This window comes from Fictibacillus sp. B-59209, from assembly GCF_036216745.1.
Taxonomy (GTDB): Bacteria; Bacillota; Bacilli; order Bacillales; family Fictibacillaceae; genus Fictibacillus_C; species Fictibacillus_C marinisediminis.
The window spans coordinates 35,280-51,390 of the sequence record NZ_JARMMC010000019.1 but is presented as its reverse complement, the minus strand read 5'-3'; the positions used below and the strand labels follow the sequence as shown (position 1 = coordinate 51,390).

Genomic DNA, 16,111 nt, shown 5'->3' with positions numbered 1-16,111 from the left:
ATCGCTCACCACTGCTTTCCTCTTAAATTGTTATAAACTATTCATTTCCTCACTACCCTTACCGTGAATTTTTAAACTTTTACTAAAAAAAGGGGCTGTCCAAGAAGTCTGTAAGCTGTTGATTTCCGTTCGAGGGTGCTCGCTTTCCGCGGGGCGTGCGGTGAGCCTCTTGGCGCTAGCGCCGCTAGTCCCGCAGGACAAGGAAGACTCCGGCAGCGTTTTATCGCACGAAGAAAATGTGAAGTTCATTTTCGAGGAGTCTCGCACCTTCCACTTCAATCAACTTTTCATTGAAGTTTTTCAAGCCAAAAAGGAGCTGCTGAAGGTCAATTTTCGACTTTCAGGACAGCCCCTTTTCAAACTAGGATTTATGTTTTTAATTTTGGAGTCTTCCGTTATGTTCTTTTAATGATTCTAAACCTTTTTCTACATCAATGGCGGTTGATATATTTTTCATGGAAATTCCCATCTCATTCAGTGTAATGGCAACCAGAGGCTGAACACCTGTTACAATGACCCTGGCTCCCATCAGATCTGACATGTTGACAATATCAACTAGTATTTTGGCAATAAAGGAATCCACCAGATTGACCAAAGAGAGATCCATTACAATACCTCTAGCATTGGTAGATTGAATCTTTTTTAGAATATCTTCCTGAAGCTGTATTGCTGACTGATCGTCCAAATCTTCTTGAATGGAGACAAGCAATGAATCATTGACTTTTAGGATGGGTATACTCATTTTGAAAAAACCTCCCTATAGGTTTTAATGCAGCATGATTGAATTCTTTTGAGGATTGTACTCCAGATCAACTTGAATGATTTCATCCAGGTTCCGCATGAAATATGTTTTTTTATTAAGGCCTTTATTTTTTAAATATACGGCATGTTCGGGTTTCAGGCCGATCACATAACAGATTACGCCTACAAGATTCAGACTGTGTATGAGCTGTGAAAATGATTCAATGCCTTCACTGGTAAGTTTACCGACACTGCTGAAATCAAAAAATACCATAGTAAATTTTCCATCGTGTGCAATATTGGTTAGGGTTAAATGGTTTTCTCGAATCAATTCCGGATTGAGCTCGCCAGTAAGCGGAACTAGTCCTACAGAATCAGATAACTTAATAAAATGTGCAGAAAGCTCTAATATCCGTTTTAAAGATTGTTCAAGCTGCTCTTTCTGTTCAAGCAGTTCAAAATTGGTTTCAGCCAGCCGCTTGCACTGCTTTTCAATTTTAGATTCAAGATTCTTTAGTTTGTCCGTTTGTTCAATACAAACAAGGTAACCGATCCCTTCATTCCAGTGAATGGAACAGCTGAACAATGAATAAGGTGAATGAGCCGTCTGAAGAACCAGCTCGATTTCTTGCTGCCGTTTTTTAGAAACAAGAAATATCAAAGCTTTCTCACGGCTTTCGAGATCAACAATATCTAAAAAATTTCCTTTATTACAAAAAGTTTCGATTGATTTGTCGGATTGAGCCAAGATATTCATTTCTTTATCAATTTCAAAGTATGGAATGGGCATGTGCTTGATCTTTGATTGATATTCGTTAATCATCTTGCACCTCCTAGTCCTCCCCCTAAGGAAAACTTAGCGATAGCAGTCTGGATAGTAAAAGAGCGAGGAACTAAATTTCTTCCTCGCTGGATGCCTGTATAATATATTGTTAACAAACTTATAAACATAATATAACATATAGAACAAATATTTACAATCAAATGAAACCAGTTCCTCGCAGGTATGGAACTGGTTTCTGTTTCGCTATGAATGAGGTGTTTTGTCATGCCCAAAGGTCTCGGACTCTGCTAGAGTCTTTTCGCCCCTCGCATCAAGTTGATAATCTGAGCCTGCCAGCATTAATATCTTCCCTGCTTCTAGTTCAGATGCATAGTTTATGGCTTTGTTTTCCGGGAGGCCTAGCCCAGCCAGTTTTTCTTCAAAGTTATTTGTATACGGATCATTCGAGAAAATATTTTTAATTTTTTGGAATATTGTTTCTTCTTGATTAATGATATCAACCGCAGCTCCCGTCCTCTTTTCGAGAGTATCTTTGAATCCATCATGGTTGATGACAAATGAGATTTCATCAATAGGATAACCGTCTGACTTCAACTGCTGTACAGCAATGACTGCTTCCTCATCATAATTAAAAACGCCCAGGACATTCTTGCCCATAAAGATTCCTCCTTTTAAAGCTTTTGGGTGTTTACATACCCGGGCGGGAGGTTTATAAACGTTGCTTTCTAACTTTCAAAGGAAATAATCATTTTAGCCATTCCAAACGATACTGCCAGATTTGCTTTCGTTATCCAATTGAACTGAAAAATGGTGCTTTTCATAAAAATGGACTAGCCGGTTTACGTGGTCCCAGTCTCTTGTAGCAATGTCCCCTTTTATATATGGGATGTTTTGGTCCTTCGCCAGTTCCTTCAAATATCGTATACAAATTGAGCCATAACCCATGTTGGCGGGTCCCCTAATGTCTCCGATAAAGATACTATCATTGCTGTCATAAATGGCATCAATGGAAAAATCCCAAATTCCTTGAAAAGAAGTGGAGCAGTCATTCAGCATAATTTTACACTGATGTTTATTTTCCAATTTGTACACGATGGTCAGATGGTCATCTTTTGTCTGTTCGACCCCAAGGACATCCCACTTTTTAGCTATTTTTTTTAAATCATTCTGCATTCGAAGCACTTGAAATTCCAGACTGTTCCGCGCTTGTTCAATCGAAGCTGTTTCTCTTTCCATTACGTTATGCATCCTGACTTCCCCCTTTCTCTTTGATCGATTCACTTCACACAGTTTGCCATTTTACTAAGGATTCCTTAAGTTTTCAACTGATTTAGCACAGTAATTCTTTCCAATTGGCTTTTTTAAAGCATATTGTTGATTTTCAATCTTAAAGGGCCTAGCATACTGATGCTTAAAAGAGGCCCTCAAGTCTTTTACTCCAATAGGAAGGGGTGATAGCTATGACGGCTCTTCAATCATACCCCACCAAAAAACTTCATGGACTAACAGAGCTTTCCAATTAAAAAAACCCTGAATCAGATTCAGGGCGGTTTCATCAAATAACATTTTGTTTATTTATCGCTTTCTCTAATCTTGTTAATCCTTCTTTCAAGGTTTCAAGAGGACAGGCAATATTTATTCGTTCAAAGCCTTCTCCTTCTTTCCCGAAGATATAACCTTCATCAAATGCCAATTTTGCTACATCTTGCATAAAGCTCTCCAACTTTTTATGATCCATGTTTAGATTGGAGCAGTCCAGCCAAACTAAGTAGGTTCCTTCGGGTTCGATCACTTTAATTTGGGGAAGCTTCTCTTTTATAAAATTTTTCAAGTAGTCCAGGTTGCTTTCCAGGTATTCCATTAAGCCCTCAAGCCATTCTTCCCCATGCTGATAAGCAGCTTCCGCAGCAATGATCCCCAAGGATCCTGGTGAAAAAAAACCAATTGTTGCTAAATAATCACTAAATTTGTCCCTTAGTGTTTTATTCGGAATAATAATTGTAGAAAATTGAAGTCCTGCAAGATTAAACGTCTTGCTTGGAGCAATTCCTGTGATCGTCCTGTCCTCAATTTCAGGGGACAAAGAGGACAAGATCGTATGCCTGTACTTCTTATAGATCAGATCAAAATGAATGTCATCTGAAAAAACCAATACGTCATATTGAATGCAGAGTTTTGCCAATTTCCCCAGTTCCTCTTTGGTCCATACTCTGCCCACAGGATTGTGAGGGTTGCAAAGGAGCATCAATTTAATATTATTCGTCCGGAACTGTAACTCAAGGTCTTCAAAGTCCATTTCATAGGTTTCACCGTTATAGCGCAAAGAATTCCTGAAAAGTTTTCTATTGTTCTTTTTCACCATGTCACCAAACGGGTAATAAACCGGGCTCTGGATCATCACCCCATCATTTTGGTCGGTATAGGTATGGATCGCTGCAGAAAGAGCAGGAACAACACCTGGGGTAAAGACGATCCAATCACTTTGAATGTCCCAGTTATGCCTTTTCTTCAACCAGTTTATGACGATTTGCTTTGTATCTTCTGTGGCCATTGAATATCCGAAAATACCATGGTCAATTCTTTGTTTCATGGCATCAATGACTGGCTGCGGAGCTTTAAAATCCATATCTGCCACCCACATCGGCAGTAGATCTTCTTTTCCAAATATCGCTTTCGTATGATCCCATTTGACGGAGTGGGTGTTCAATCTATCAATTCTTTCATTGAATGCTTTCATCCGTTCTGTGTTCCTCCCTTTCTAAGGCTCTAAAGAACGAAGTCTTTTATGAATCCAAATCGCTGCCTGTACGCCATCTCCCATGGCTATGGCAACCTGCTCGGAGTGAGCGACAACATCTCCGGCCGCCCATACATTTTCGATATTGGTTTCTTTCGTTCTTGCATTAACAACGATGTGTTTTTTCTCAAGTTGAACCCCCAGCTTCTCTGCAAGTTCTGAATGTACCCTGTTTCCTCCAAAGGCAACAAAACCACGCTCACCCATTATTTTTTGACCATCTTTAAATAGGACTCCTTCAAATATTGACTCGTCCTTCACGATAATTTCCAGTATGGGTTTCGATATGTGCAGTATGCCTAAGTCCTTTAAATCCTGAAGCGTTGATTCATCCAATTCTTTTTGCTCATGGTTAATATATGTGATGTCTTTCGTCCAATAATTCAGCGTGATGGCCATTCCAGCTCCAGCCTGTCCTGAACCAATAACTATCAGTTTTTTATCTTCAACTTCATAGCCGTCACAGTCAGGGCAGATAAACATGGTTTCACCCAGACATTTTTTCAAATTTTCGATTCCTGCAGGGAGCCTGTCCATGACGCCAGTGGCAATCAATACGGTTCGGGTTTGCAGGAATTCCTGCTGATCAGTGGTTATGGTAAAGATGTTATCACTTTTATTCAACGTGGAGGCTTTTTGCTCCTTAAATATGACACCAACCCTTTCAGCCTGCTTCTTTCCACTTTGCCTTAACGTTTCTCCGCTTACTCCTTCAGGCCAACCCAGTATATTCCGGTAATTTTTGCACAAGTTGGATCTTCCATTATTGGAATCCAGTATAAGTGTTTTGTGTTTATAACGCCCTAGCTGAATACCTGCCTGTAATCCTGCAATTCCGCCGCCAATTATGATGCAATCATATGATTTTTCCATACTCTCCCCCGATCTTTTGCGAAAAGAATATTGTTTTTCTTACTTTCACTGCGCAGCCAAAGCTGAAACCTGAACATGATGTTTAGTTTAACCCAAATTAAGGCAAAGCATAGAAGTAAAGTAGATCGTATGGAGGGGAACAATCATGGAAGAAAACAATGTGACGTGCACCTCTGTTGCAGAGCACTGCAGATGGCCAACAACGCAGAGGATCAGCTTATGTTCTCTTTCCGTCTTCAGCCAAACGAATGCCGCTGAACTGCCACCTTTTCTCCGGCTGAAAGAAGTTCCGGTAAGTCGGTCGGAAGTGTGAGGATGAGGTGGCACAGGATCCGCCTCTCAGCACCATCTGGTTACACATGAATTTTGCGTTGTACTCTCCGAGAGCTCCCTCATAAGGTTTGTTCCCAGGATAAGAAACGTAAGGGCTCTTCGTCCACTCCCACACATCGCCGAAAGTCTGATATAAGGGACCATCTTCATGTAAACCGGAAGAAACCGGATGATAGTTTCCACTTTCTGCAAAGTTCCCCTCCACTTTTTTCCCTGCCAGTGCATGTTCCCATTCCTGTTCTGTAGGAAGACGTTTACCTGCCCACCTTGCATAAGCGTCCGCTTCATAAAAGCTGACGTGGCATACAGGTTCATCGTGATCTAGCTTCTTCTCTCCACCAAGGGTATATACATGCCATTCATCATCCCTCTTAAACCAATACAATGGCGATTCCCATTGATTTTTACATACCACACTCCAACCGTCGGAGAGCCAAAACTGCGGTTTCTTGTATCCTCCATCCTCTATGAATGCCAAGTATTCTCCATTGGTAACAAGATGTGTGGCCAATTTGTATGGTTCGAGCCATACTTTGTGAAGAGGTGTTTCATTATCAAAGCAAAACATTTCACCATTGTTCCCGATTTCAAAGAGCCCGCTTTTTAGTTCAACATAAGTTGCAGCACCGGCAGAAGGTTTATTTCTCTCCTTTTGTTCTTGATAGGCCGGCAAAAAAGGGTTCTGAGATAAATTGTACTTTATATCTGTCAAGAGCAGTTCCTGATGCTGCTGTTCATGATGTAATCCGATCTCAAGAACCTGCAGCAGCTCTTTCTTCTTTTCTTCAGAAATGCCGGATTCCAGAAGATCAGCCATATGTACGTCAACATAACTGCGGTATTCAAACACTTCCTCAACCGAAGGACGAGTGATCAGTCCTCTCTGAATTCTGGGATGAAAAGGGCCCACTGTTTCATAATAAGAGTTAAATAAATAATCGAACTGGTCATTAAACCCCCGGTAATCCTCGGCGAATTCTTTTAAAATAAACTTTTCATAAAACCAAGTTGTATGGGCCAGATGCCATTTAGGAGGACTGGTATCTTCCATGGATTGAATGATAAAATCCTCGAGATTCAGCGGCTGCACCAGCATTTCACTGAAAGATCGAACCGTCTGATAGCTCTTCAGCATTTTGTTCATTTCTGTTGCCTGCGTTTTCATACTTTACCTCCTCATAACTGAACAGTGATTTTTAAAGGTTCATCTGTCGGTGGTACATTCCCTTCTTTCATAGAATGATAACCGATATTTATAAGGATTCTGGTATTGGCTTTTCCATCTCTTCCACTGGAACAAAATATCCGCTTTTTCTATAGGCAAGAGCTTCCATTACAGCAATTAATTCTCCTTCACTTTCAACTCTGATGTTATACCAGGCGGTTCTGTTGTTTTTCTTTTCTTCAGAAGCAACCGCTTTCAGTTTAGCGCTTGCTCTGCCTGCTGCCATAAAATTCACCGTGGTGGAAAGTCCGACTGAAGTCTTCCCATAGGAATTGCATGCGGCAGCAAACACAAAATCAGCCAATGCAAAAATCACGGCTCCATGAGCGGTGCCGTGGGAATTTAACATGTGAGCTTCAACTTCAACCTCTGCTGTTGCTGTCCCTTCTCCTAGTTCCAATAATTTGATGCCTAAAAACTTTGCATACGGTTCATTTTCGAAGAACTCAAAAATTTCCTTTTTAAACGTTTTGTGAATGTTCTCTTCCGATCGTTTCTGATTCATGATAGTCCTCCTTAAACGTTCTTATAGCCAGTATATATAAAAGTAAGAATATTATAAAAAAATTTGCACAAAAAAACAGCCTGCTCTTGCTCGAATCAGACTGTTCTTCACTATTATCCTTTGACCGAACCTGCCAAAAGGCCTTTTACAAAAAATTTACCAAGGAAAATATAGACGAGAAGAGTAGGCAAAGCGGCCAATAAAGCACCGGCCATTTGAACATTCCATTGTACAATCTGACTTCCTGAAAGATTTTGGAGTGCTACCATGATCGGCTGCTGCGACGAAGTTGTAATCGTTACAGCAAATAAAAATTCATTCCATATGTTTGTGAACTGCCAGATTCCTACAACAACAAACCCGGTAATAGAGAGCGGTACGATGATATGCTGATAGATTTTAAAGATGCCAGCTCCATCAATCTTTGCTGATTCCATCATTTCCTCAGGTATGCTGGCGTAAAAATTTCTGAACATTAGAGTAGTAATCGGAATTCCGTATACTATATGAACAAAGATCAGACCCGGTATGCTGTTATAAAGGCCTACTTCACGCAAAAATTGAATGAGAGGGATCAAAATGCTCTGATAAGGGATAAACATACCGAACAAAATAGCGGTGAAAATCCAGTCGGCTCCTTTAAATTTCCACTTAGAAAGCACGTATCCATTTAACGAACCTAATAAAGCGGACAAAAGTGTCGCAGGAATCACCAGATAAATACTGTTCATAAAATTGGGGGAGAGTCTCTCGAACGCCTGCTGATAACTGCTGAAATCAAGTGAATGCGGGAGTTCCCACATTTGTGACAGTGTAATCTGGTCAAGCGGTTTCAGGCTCGTAATCAGCATGACATAGACAGGCATAAGATAGAAAAGACTTAAGATGATCAGCAAAACGTAAAGCAGGGTACGATAAACAGAGCGTACTGCCATCACGATTCCCCCTTTCTGCTTGAAATAAGGTAAGGTACGATAAAGACGGCAACGGTTACAAGCATGATGATGGAAATGGCAGCACCGTTTGCATAATAGTTGCCCCTGAATGTGGTCTCAAACATATAGACGCCGGGAACATCTGTGACAAAATTGGCTCCTGGCCCTGTCATGGCATAGATCAAATCAAAGATCTTTAACGATATATGGGCCATTATGATGACAACACTCACGGTTACCGGAGCAACGATTGGGAAAATGATTTTACGGTAGATCTGAAATTCGGAAGCACCATCCATTCGGGCAGCCTCTCTGATTTCTTCCGGGATGGCTCTCAATCCTGCTAAATACATTGCCACTGAAAACCCGGTCATCTGCCATGCAGCGGCGATGACGACTGCGATCACCGCAACAGGAACACCAAACTGAATTTTCCCCCATTCCACTCCAGGAATAATTTTTACTGAAGTATACCAAAGGGAATCCAGACCTAATTTCTTCAAAAAGAGATTGACCCCTGTTGCTGGATTCAGCAGCCACTGCCAGATGACGCCTGTAACAACAAAAGAAAGGGCCATAGGGAAAAAGAAAATATTTCTGAAGAGCCCTTCCCCGCGGATCTTTTGATCAAGGAATACAGCGAGCAACAATCCCATCACAAGAACAGCAAGAATAAAGAACACCGTGAAGAACAGTGTATTCCTTAAATCAGCCTGAAACCGGAAATCCTTAAACAGGAAAACATAATTCTTAAACCCAGCAAAAGACATGTCTGGAACAAGAGAGTTCCAGTTGGATAATGAAACATACCCGGACCAGGCGATGAATCCATAGACAAACACACCTACTGCCAAAATGGAAGGGAGAATAAAAACAAAAGACAAAAGCTGATCTACATTTCGTTTTTTCCGTTTCTTTGCTGAAACGGCTAATGAAGTGCCTGATTGAAGAGAAGGCAATATTTTGGGTTCCATCCAACCGTTCCTCCTTAATCTTTGTTGGTATTAAGAAAAGAGGAAGAGATGTCCTCCTCCTCTTTTCTCTCAATCCTTACTTTTTCAGTTCACTGCTCGCTTGTGTTAATGCATCGATCAGCTGGTTCACATTCTTTTGTGTTACAAAAATATTGACCGCCTGATTAGCTTTTGTTACAAATCCTTCAGGAGCGGCTGAACCATGTGCAAGGCTAGCAGCCAGCTGTGCCTCTTTAAATTCCTTAATCGTCTGTTTTCCGTATTCATCATACTTGGAAACATCCGCGTCAGTTCTAGCTGGTATAGACCCTTTTAATGGATTAAAAGCATCCTGGCCATCAACTGAGCCTAAAACAGATAAGAACTGCTTGACATCCTTTGCATTCTTCACACCTTTAGGAAGTCCGAACGTATCTGTGATGATCATAAACTGATTTTCTGTGCCTGGTGTCGGCACCCATCCGAAGTCTTCGTTCACTTTAAGCTTAAGATCATTCACGAAATAGCCTTTGGCCCAGTCTCCCATGATGTTCATCGCTGCATCGCCCTTGGCGACCATTTGAGAAGCATCCTGCCAGTTTCTTGAACTATGGTCAGAATTAATATAAGAAAGCATTTTTTTATACGTTTCAGCAGCCTTCTTCACTTTTGGGTCATCAAACTTCATTTCGCCTTTCCACAATTTCTGATAGTCTTCATTTCCCAGCGTTCCGAGAAGGACGTTTTCAAAAATCATGGTGGCTGTCCACGGCTCTTTATCCCCAAGGGCAAGAGGTGTTATTCCTTTTTTCTTTAATTGGTCAGCAACCTTGAAAAATTCATCAAACGTTTTTGGAGCTTCAAGATTGTTATCAGTGAAAATTTTCTTGTTGTACCAGAGAACGTTTCCGCGGTGGATATCTACTGGAACAGAGTAAATTTTCCCGTCTTTGCTGACCATGTCAATCAGCTGCTTAGGAAACTTGTCATTCCATCCTTCTTTGTCATACAGATCATTCAAAGGCTCCATCTTGCCTGCAGCCACCCAGCCGTCGTTCAGTTCAGAACCGCCATGTACCTGGAAAGTAGCAGGAGGATCATTCCCCTGCATACGGCTTGCCAGTACTGCCTTGGCATTCGTGCCTGCTCCTCCGGCTACAGCCGCATTCTCGATTGGGATATCAGGATTTTTTTCTTTAAATAGCTTGATAAGAGCTTTTAATCCGTCCTCTTCACCGGCACCTGTCCACCAGCTGAAAATCTCCAGCTTGCCAGAGCTTTTCTTCTGATCACTCTGTCCCGAGCTGGATTGGCTGCATGCTGACAGAATCAAACTAAAAGCCAGTACAGCATAAATCCATACTTTCTTTTTCAAGTGAACCTCCCCCTTCATTTACGTTGTTACCGCTTACATCACTAGTATAAAAAGGATTGGCAGGTTCTTGTTTGCCAATTTTCTGTACTTTTTTATCATTATCTTCACTTTTTTATGATTTGGCGTCCTCTGCTTTTTGTCTGAGATATTGTTTAGGCGAAAGCAAAAACTGCTTTTTAAACACACGGCTGAAATAATTCGGATCTTTATAACCCACCATAAAGCAAATTTGTTTCAGGCTGTACTGATTTTGGTTTAGCAGTTTCATCGCTTTCCGAAGGCGGATTTCTGTTAGAAATTCAATAAACGTAACATCTGTCTCTTCTTTAAATAGCTTAGTAAAATAAGTCGGGCTCAAGCCCGCCATTTCTGCTACCTGCTCCAAAGATACAGCTTCATGAAAGTGTTCATCGATATATTTCTTTGCCAGTTTTATCGGATCATTCGTTTCCTTGTTTTCATTGATCATCCTGCAAGCATTTCTGATTAATTCCTCCCAAGCATTTCTATTTTCAGGGTAGGACAAATCACTGACGTCTATTTCTTCCTGAACCAGTCTTTCCCTGAGTAAAATGTATAAATCCATTAATTGAATGGATGACAGTTCTTTTCCCAGCATACTTTTCGCTCCATTAGAATCGTTGCTGAAAATAGCCTCAACGATCTCATCGAGTCCAGTTTCTTTTGCAGGATCAACTTGGGAAAAATGAGCAAAACGCCCGCTGTTTTGCTTTTTCAGAAAATGAACAGTCTTAGCGGCTTCCTCATAGGAGTGCCTGATCTCTTTTAAATCCGTATATGGTTTTCCCACTCCCATCCATAATTTTTCAAAGACTTCAGCTTGAAGCCTCTTTGCCAGCTGCAAAGAATCATTTATTGGATTGCTCTTGTGGCTCATAAAAAGCAGAACGAGCTGATTTCCATAAGGAAGAGAAATAAACGGAAATGGTGATCTTTTATTAAGCACAGAAATCACTTGCTCTAATTGAATGTTTTTTTCACATTCAATGACAGAAATAAAGGTATTCCGCATATTTGGAAATAAAACAGCTAATTGCTCTAGAACCTTATCGTTAAGCTCATATTGCAGAATCTTCAACAGAATATTTTCTAAAACAATCTCTGCTGTAGCGGAATAGCAGCTTTGCTTATCTTGCTCTTCAGAAATGGATTGGCACACTCTTTGAATCGCATGGACCGTTTCTTCTGCTGTACTGGGCTTTAACAAATACTCTCTTACCCCCTCCTTCATCGCTTCTTTTGCATATTGAAAAGATTCATAGGCAGTAACCATGATAAATTGCATGGAAGGGTTTTGTTTCTTTATGATTTGGATAGCTTCAATTCCGTTTAAACCGGGCATCTTAATATCCATCAGCATAAAATCAGGTTTGTGTTTTCTGGCCATTTCAACGGCTAATCTTCCATTGGAAGCTTCTCCTGCAATGGTCATATCAGGAAAGTGATCTTCAATTATTCTTCGTAATGCTTTCCGTTCCAGGCTTTCATCATCCGCTATGATTACTTTCAACTGAAGCCGCCTCCTACTGGGGAAATATAAGTTTAACCGATGTACCTTTTCCAGGGGTTGAATGGATCTTTACAAGGTTTTCAGATTGATAGAAAAGCGCCATCCGTCTCATGACATTTTCCAGACCAATGCCAGTTGAATGGCCCACATGAGCCGAACCTGTCTGTTTCCATAATGCATCGGCAGGCATTCCTGCTCCATTATCCTTTACTTCTGCTATGATTGTTTCTCCTTCTGTATAGATGGCCAAGAAAATCTCTCCCCCATCCTCCATACTTTCGACACCATGGATAAAAGCATTCTCAACAATAGGTTGAAGAATCAGTCTTGGAACCAAGATGTTCGTACAATCTTCATCAATTTTAGTGTGAAACGCGATCCGGTCGGAAAACCGCGTCTGCTGAATATGAAAATACTCAATGACTACCTTTGCCTCTTCACGCAAGAGGACAGATTGATTAATATCATTCAGGCTGTATCGAAGGAGCGTGGAAACAGAATGAATGAGTTTTGACGTCTCCTCTGCCTGCTCAAAAAAGGCCATCCTTGAGATGGTATTCAATGTATTGAATAAAAAATGAGGATTGACTTGATTTTGAAGATGCTTCAGCTCCAGTTCTTTAAGCAGGGAATCGAGCTCGGACTTTTCTTCAATCTCAGAGATGTACTGACGTATGTTTTTGCGCATCAGATTGAAGGTCTCACCGAGCAGCTTCAGCTCATCGTTGGACTGGATCAGTACGGGCTTCCCATCAAGCTTTCCGGCGGAGACTTCTGATGCGGCTTTCGATAAAATTTGTACAGGTTTATTGATTCCTCTGGAGAACCATAGGGCAAAAAAGATGGCGAGAAGCACAGTCGTATTAAATAAAAACAAAGTAAACCACTTGAATGATTCATTTCTCTTTTCGAGGTCTGCATAAAAAGATTGGTAATCCGTCAGTTCAAGATCGATCAGTGACAATGTGGTGTCTTGAAGATAAGAAGACGTGTTCCTCGCTTCCTTTAAATGCAGTGAGTACTGATCGATATCATCCTGAATGGCAAATCCGATCGATAACTCGCATTCTTGTATTAAGGTTTGGACCATATGGACATAGGTTTGCAGCTGAATATTGTCAAACCCTTTCTGATCCTTTTGAAGTAATCCTGTCTTTTCGTTTAGTTTATATCGTAATTTATGAAACTCAGTAATCACTTTTTTGTTTCGTTCAACCACATACTGATTTGCTTTATCGTACAGCTGGTCAGACGTCTGTGAGATTTCGTTCAGGAGCAAAAATTGCTTAAATCGAGAATCATACTCTAACAAAAAGGATCGGCTGCTGAAAAAAATGGAGATGGAAACTACGTTAAATAGAATGACAAAGACAAAAAAATAGAGCAACAGCTTGCTGCGGATCGTTTTCATCTTGAGGCCCTCCACAGCTTAGTTGGTTTCGTTTTTTTGATGATATCCGTTTTTGTATATTGAAGCGGTTGAGGCAGCTTTCCTTTTTTCACCGACAGAAGAGTTCGGACGGCCTTTTCGCCCATCTGATAGGGATACTGTCCGACTGTTGCATTAATTTGTTCAGTCCTGATAAGGGCCATGGTTTCGGGCAAGGTATCAAAAGAAATAATGAAAGGTTTATTCTTGCTTTGATATTGTGAAGTGACCTGGCTGATGCCAATGCCATCCAAAGCACTCGTCCCAAAAAAGGCCGTAATATCCGGATCGTTCTTGAGTAATTCATAGGTAGCTTGCAGCGCACCACTTTTTGTGATGTTCGATTCTTCAATGCCGGCGACCTGGATTCTTTTATGTTTAGCAAGAACGTCTTCAAATCCTTTTACCCGCAGCTTCTGATTGGACGCATCAAGCCGGCCGGTAACAATTCCTACTTTTTGTTTACCTTGTGTATTCTTCACCAGTTCTTCTCCTGCAAGCTTGCCGGCCCTGTAATTGTCAGAACCTACATAGACCTGGCGTTCACTGTCCGGAGCATCGGTGTCAACGGTCAGGAGTGGGATTCCTTTTTGTACAGATTTATTAACGAGGTAGTTAAACTTTTCATTGGATAATCCCTGGGTCATTATCCCATCGACCTTGCCTGCGATGGCTTTATCGATTAAGGTAAGCTGTTCTTCATTGTTTGCCTGCTTGGGCCCGAGATAGTCCAAGTGAATATGACGTTTATCTGCTTCTGTTTTTGCTCCTTTTTCTACAAGCAGCCAATATTCATTATCTATTTCCTCTGATATCAGGACAAAATGATAAAGATATTTCGGTGTTTGTGCAGCGGAGGGCTTTACCTGAAACGTTTCCCTTCCGAAAAACAGCATATAACCCGCGTTTAAAAAAAAGATGGCTATAAATATGGAAAGACCTATTTTTTTCAATCCCATAGAAACCCCTTATGTAAGCGTTTTTATACTTATAATAATGGATTGTAAAAAAATTGAATAGACCGATTTCCGGAAGATAAAGGAAAATCCAGCCTCTTAGCGGGCTGGCTGGTTTGTTCTTTTTGAAAATATACCTGAAATCAATAGATAGAGAACATGAAAACTTTATGAGTGACGATGACATCATAAACGGTTGTATGGATAGGGAAGCACAGATAAAACTCTTTCATGAAGAGGATAACCATTTCTTCCTTCCCTGTCTTTTATGAACCTAACTTCTGCTTCCCATTTGATAGTAGTTTGCCATTACTTCATCAGGCACCATGCTGCCGCCAGTTGCCCATATGATGTGCGTTCCATTTTCCATTTTCTCCGCCAGGTGATGTTTCTTGAGATAACCTACGCCTTCAGTGGTCTTTAAAAGTCTGGAAGGTCCAGCTGCACCGGCTAAGGCCGAGGGCTCAAGAGAATACTTCTCAGAGTCGGAAATGAGCCGAAGAAGCCGGAACAGTTCTCCGTCCGTTATCGTATAAATACCGCTTAAATACGGTTCGATGAATTTCCCGACAAAGCCGGAAGGACGGCCGACTGCCAAACCATCAGCTGCTGTATCATTGGTTAAGCCAAAGTCAAATACGGATACCTGTTCATGAAGGCCTGTCATCATCCCTATGAGCATGCAGGGAGATTGTACCGGTTCAGCAAAAAAGCAGTGGACATTCTCCTTAAACAAAACTTTTAATCCGTAACCTACTCCCCCTGGGCCTCCACCCACTCCGCAAGGGAGGTAGACAAATAAAGGATGATCCTGGTCAACAGGAATACCTTGTTCTTGGAGCTGCTTTTTTAATCGCAGGGCAGCTACAGCGTAACCTAAGAAAAGAGTAGTGGAATTCTCGTCATCAATAAAATAACACCTCGTGTCGAGTTGGGCCTGTTTCCTTCCCTCCTCAACGGCCAAGCTGTAATCCGCACGATACTCGATGACTTCGACTCCTTTGCTTCTTAAAAGGTTTTTCTTCCAATCCTTTGCATCACTCGACATGTGGACGGTTACGTTAAAACCTAATTTCGCACTCATTATTCCGATGCTCAGACCTAAATTTCCGGTAGAGCCGACAGCAATGGAATATTGGGAAAAGAGCTGTGTAAACGGTTCTTCCGCAAACTTTGCATAGTTCTCGTCCCTCGTTATCAACTGATGATGAAATGCCAATTCTTCAGCATGCTTCAATACTTCATAAATGCCGCCTCTCGCTTTGATCGAACCCGATATAGGAAGGTGGCTGTCGCATTTTAAAAGCCATTTGCCCGGATGGTTCAAATCTTCAATATCTGTTATTGCCATTTGAAAATCAGGTATTTCCTGCAATGGAGATTCAATGATTCCGTTCGTTGGCCGCGTTTCAGGAAAAGCCACTGATATATAAGGAGCAAACCGATTAAGCCTTTCTTCAGCTTCACTAATATCTGCTAAACGGATCGTTTCAGTTTCCGGGCTATGACCTGGGGTATATCGCGGATTACTCCAAAACACTTCTTCCACGTTAGAGGCTTTACTCAATAAAGGGTATTTATTTAAGTAATGCTGCATCGTTTCTTTTTTAAGCGGTTTCCTGGTTTCCACAATATCAACTCCCTGTTTAACATCTCCCTCCAATTGTAACATGG

Annotated in this window: 15 protein-coding genes; all 15 read right to left on the bottom strand. The window is 41.2% G+C overall.

The window, feature by feature from the left end:
• Positions 1-376 precede the first annotated feature (376 nt).
• The 15 genes from P4361_RS16155 to P4361_RS16085 all read right to left on the bottom strand — a co-directional run bounded on the left by P4361_RS16155 (position 377) and on the right by P4361_RS16085 (position 16,034).
• On the bottom strand, positions 377-742 hold the full coding sequence (locus P4361_RS16155) for an STAS domain-containing protein (RefSeq protein WP_328090076.1): 366 nt from the start codon (positions 740-742) through the stop codon (positions 377-379).
• A gap of 24 nt (positions 743-766) precedes the next feature.
• A complete protein-coding gene (locus P4361_RS16150; protein WP_328090075.1) occupies positions 767-1,564 on the bottom strand; it encodes a hypothetical protein in 798 nt (265 codons plus the stop codon).
• 204 nt (positions 1,565-1,768) lie between these two features.
• Positions 1,769-2,182 (bottom strand): general stress protein, encoded by a 414-nt coding sequence (locus P4361_RS16145; protein WP_328090073.1) that lies wholly within the window; start codon positions 2,180-2,182, stop codon positions 1,769-1,771.
• 93 nt (positions 2,183-2,275) lie between these two features.
• Entirely contained in the window at positions 2,276-2,773 is a 498-nt protein-coding gene (locus P4361_RS16140; protein ID WP_328090072.1) for a hypothetical protein, read from the bottom strand.
• Between the two features lie 307 nt (positions 2,774-3,080).
• The gene (locus P4361_RS16135; RefSeq protein WP_091005758.1) at positions 3,081-4,262 is read right to left on the bottom strand and encodes a MalY/PatB family protein; all 1,182 of its coding nucleotides are present in this window, start codon (positions 4,260-4,262) and stop codon (positions 3,081-3,083) included.
• Between the two features lie 21 nt (positions 4,263-4,283).
• Positions 4,284-5,195: an NAD(P)/FAD-dependent oxidoreductase gene (locus P4361_RS16130; protein ID WP_328090070.1), complete on the bottom strand. Its 912-nt coding sequence runs from the start codon at positions 5,193-5,195 to the stop codon at positions 4,284-4,286.
• Positions 5,196-5,412: 217 nt separating this feature from the next.
• Positions 5,413-6,693 carry an ergothioneine biosynthesis protein EgtB gene (gene egtB / locus P4361_RS16125; RefSeq protein ID WP_234293181.1) on the bottom strand — a complete coding sequence of 427 codons (1,281 nt, stop codon included), beginning with the start codon at positions 6,691-6,693 and terminating at the stop codon, positions 5,413-5,415.
• An 88-nt stretch (positions 6,694-6,781) separates the two neighbouring features.
• Complete coding sequence (locus P4361_RS16120; protein WP_091005751.1) at positions 6,782-7,258, bottom strand: hotdog fold thioesterase; 477 nt, start codon at positions 7,256-7,258, stop codon at positions 6,782-6,784.
• Positions 7,259-7,371: 113 nt separating this feature from the next.
• Positions 7,372-8,193, bottom strand: a complete 822-nt coding sequence (locus P4361_RS16115; RefSeq protein WP_256226938.1) for a carbohydrate ABC transporter permease — start codon at positions 8,191-8,193, stop codon at positions 7,372-7,374.
• Positions 8,193-9,167: a carbohydrate ABC transporter permease gene (locus P4361_RS16110; protein WP_062232200.1), complete on the bottom strand. Its 975-nt coding sequence runs from the start codon at positions 9,165-9,167 to the stop codon at positions 8,193-8,195. The genes P4361_RS16115 and P4361_RS16110 overlap by 1 nt, the downstream gene beginning before the upstream one ends.
• Positions 9,168-9,243: 76 nt before the next feature.
• Positions 9,244-10,539, bottom strand: a complete 1,296-nt coding sequence (locus tag P4361_RS16105) for an ABC transporter substrate-binding protein (protein WP_256226936.1) — start codon at positions 10,537-10,539, stop codon at positions 9,244-9,246.
• A gap of 94 nt (positions 10,540-10,633) precedes the next feature.
• Positions 10,634-12,052 (bottom strand): response regulator, encoded by a 1,419-nt coding sequence (locus P4361_RS16100; RefSeq protein WP_328090069.1) that lies wholly within the window; start codon positions 12,050-12,052, stop codon positions 10,634-10,636.
• Positions 12,053-12,065: 13 nt separating this feature from the next.
• Positions 12,066-13,463 (bottom strand): sensor histidine kinase, encoded by a 1,398-nt coding sequence (locus P4361_RS16095; protein WP_328090068.1) that lies wholly within the window; start codon positions 13,461-13,463, stop codon positions 12,066-12,068.
• Positions 13,460-14,440, bottom strand: coding sequence for a sugar-binding protein (locus P4361_RS16090; RefSeq protein ID WP_328090067.1), 981 nt, complete (start codon positions 14,438-14,440; stop codon positions 13,460-13,462). Before P4361_RS16090 ends, P4361_RS16095 begins: the two co-directional genes overlap by 4 nt.
• A 271-nt stretch (positions 14,441-14,711) precedes the next feature.
• Positions 14,712-16,034, bottom strand: coding sequence for a D-serine ammonia-lyase (locus P4361_RS16085; RefSeq protein WP_328090104.1), 1,323 nt, complete (start codon positions 16,032-16,034; stop codon positions 14,712-14,714).
• Between the last annotated feature and the right edge of the window lie 77 nt (positions 16,035-16,111).

Excerpts from the sequence above, each read along its gene's own strand:
- P4361_RS16115 (WP_256226938.1), bottom strand. The coding sequence starts at position 8,193 with ATGGCAGTACGCTCTGTTTATCGTACCCTGCTTTACGTTTTGCTGATC.
- P4361_RS16140 (WP_328090072.1), bottom strand. The coding sequence starts at position 2,773 with ATGCATAACGTAATGGAAAGAGAAACAGCTTCGATTGAACAAGCGCGG.
- P4361_RS16150 (WP_328090075.1), bottom strand. The coding sequence starts at position 1,564 with ATGATTAACGAATATCAATCAAAGATCAAGCACATGCCCATTCCATAC.
- P4361_RS16120 (WP_091005751.1), bottom strand. The coding sequence starts at position 7,258 with ATGAATCAGAAACGATCGGAAGAGAACATTCACAAAACGTTTAAAAAG.
- P4361_RS16105 (WP_256226936.1), bottom strand. The coding sequence starts at position 10,539 with ATGAAGGGGGAGGTTCACTTGAAAAAGAAAGTATGGATTTATGCTGTA.
- P4361_RS16085 (WP_328090104.1), bottom strand. The coding sequence starts at position 16,034 with ATGCAGCATTACTTAAATAAATACCCTTTATTGAGTAAAGCCTCTAAC.
- P4361_RS16110 (WP_062232200.1), bottom strand. The coding sequence starts at position 9,167 with ATGGAACCCAAAATATTGCCTTCTCTTCAATCAGGCACTTCATTAGCC.
- P4361_RS16135 (WP_091005758.1), bottom strand. The coding sequence starts at position 4,262 with ATGAAAGCATTCAATGAAAGAATTGATAGATTGAACACCCACTCCGTC.
- P4361_RS16095 (WP_328090068.1), bottom strand. The coding sequence starts at position 13,463 with ATGAAAACGATCCGCAGCAAGCTGTTGCTCTATTTTTTTGTCTTTGTC.
- P4361_RS16155 (WP_328090076.1), bottom strand. The coding sequence starts at position 742 with ATGAGTATACCCATCCTAAAAGTCAATGATTCATTGCTTGTCTCCATT.
- egtB (WP_234293181.1), bottom strand. The coding sequence starts at position 6,693 with ATGAAAACGCAGGCAACAGAAATGAACAAAATGCTGAAGAGCTATCAG.
- P4361_RS16145 (WP_328090073.1), bottom strand. The coding sequence starts at position 2,182 with ATGGGCAAGAATGTCCTGGGCGTTTTTAATTATGATGAGGAAGCAGTC.
- P4361_RS16090 (WP_328090067.1), bottom strand. The coding sequence starts at position 14,440 with ATGGGATTGAAAAAAATAGGTCTTTCCATATTTATAGCCATCTTTTTT.
- P4361_RS16130 (WP_328090070.1), bottom strand. The coding sequence starts at position 5,195 with ATGGAAAAATCATATGATTGCATCATAATTGGCGGCGGAATTGCAGGA.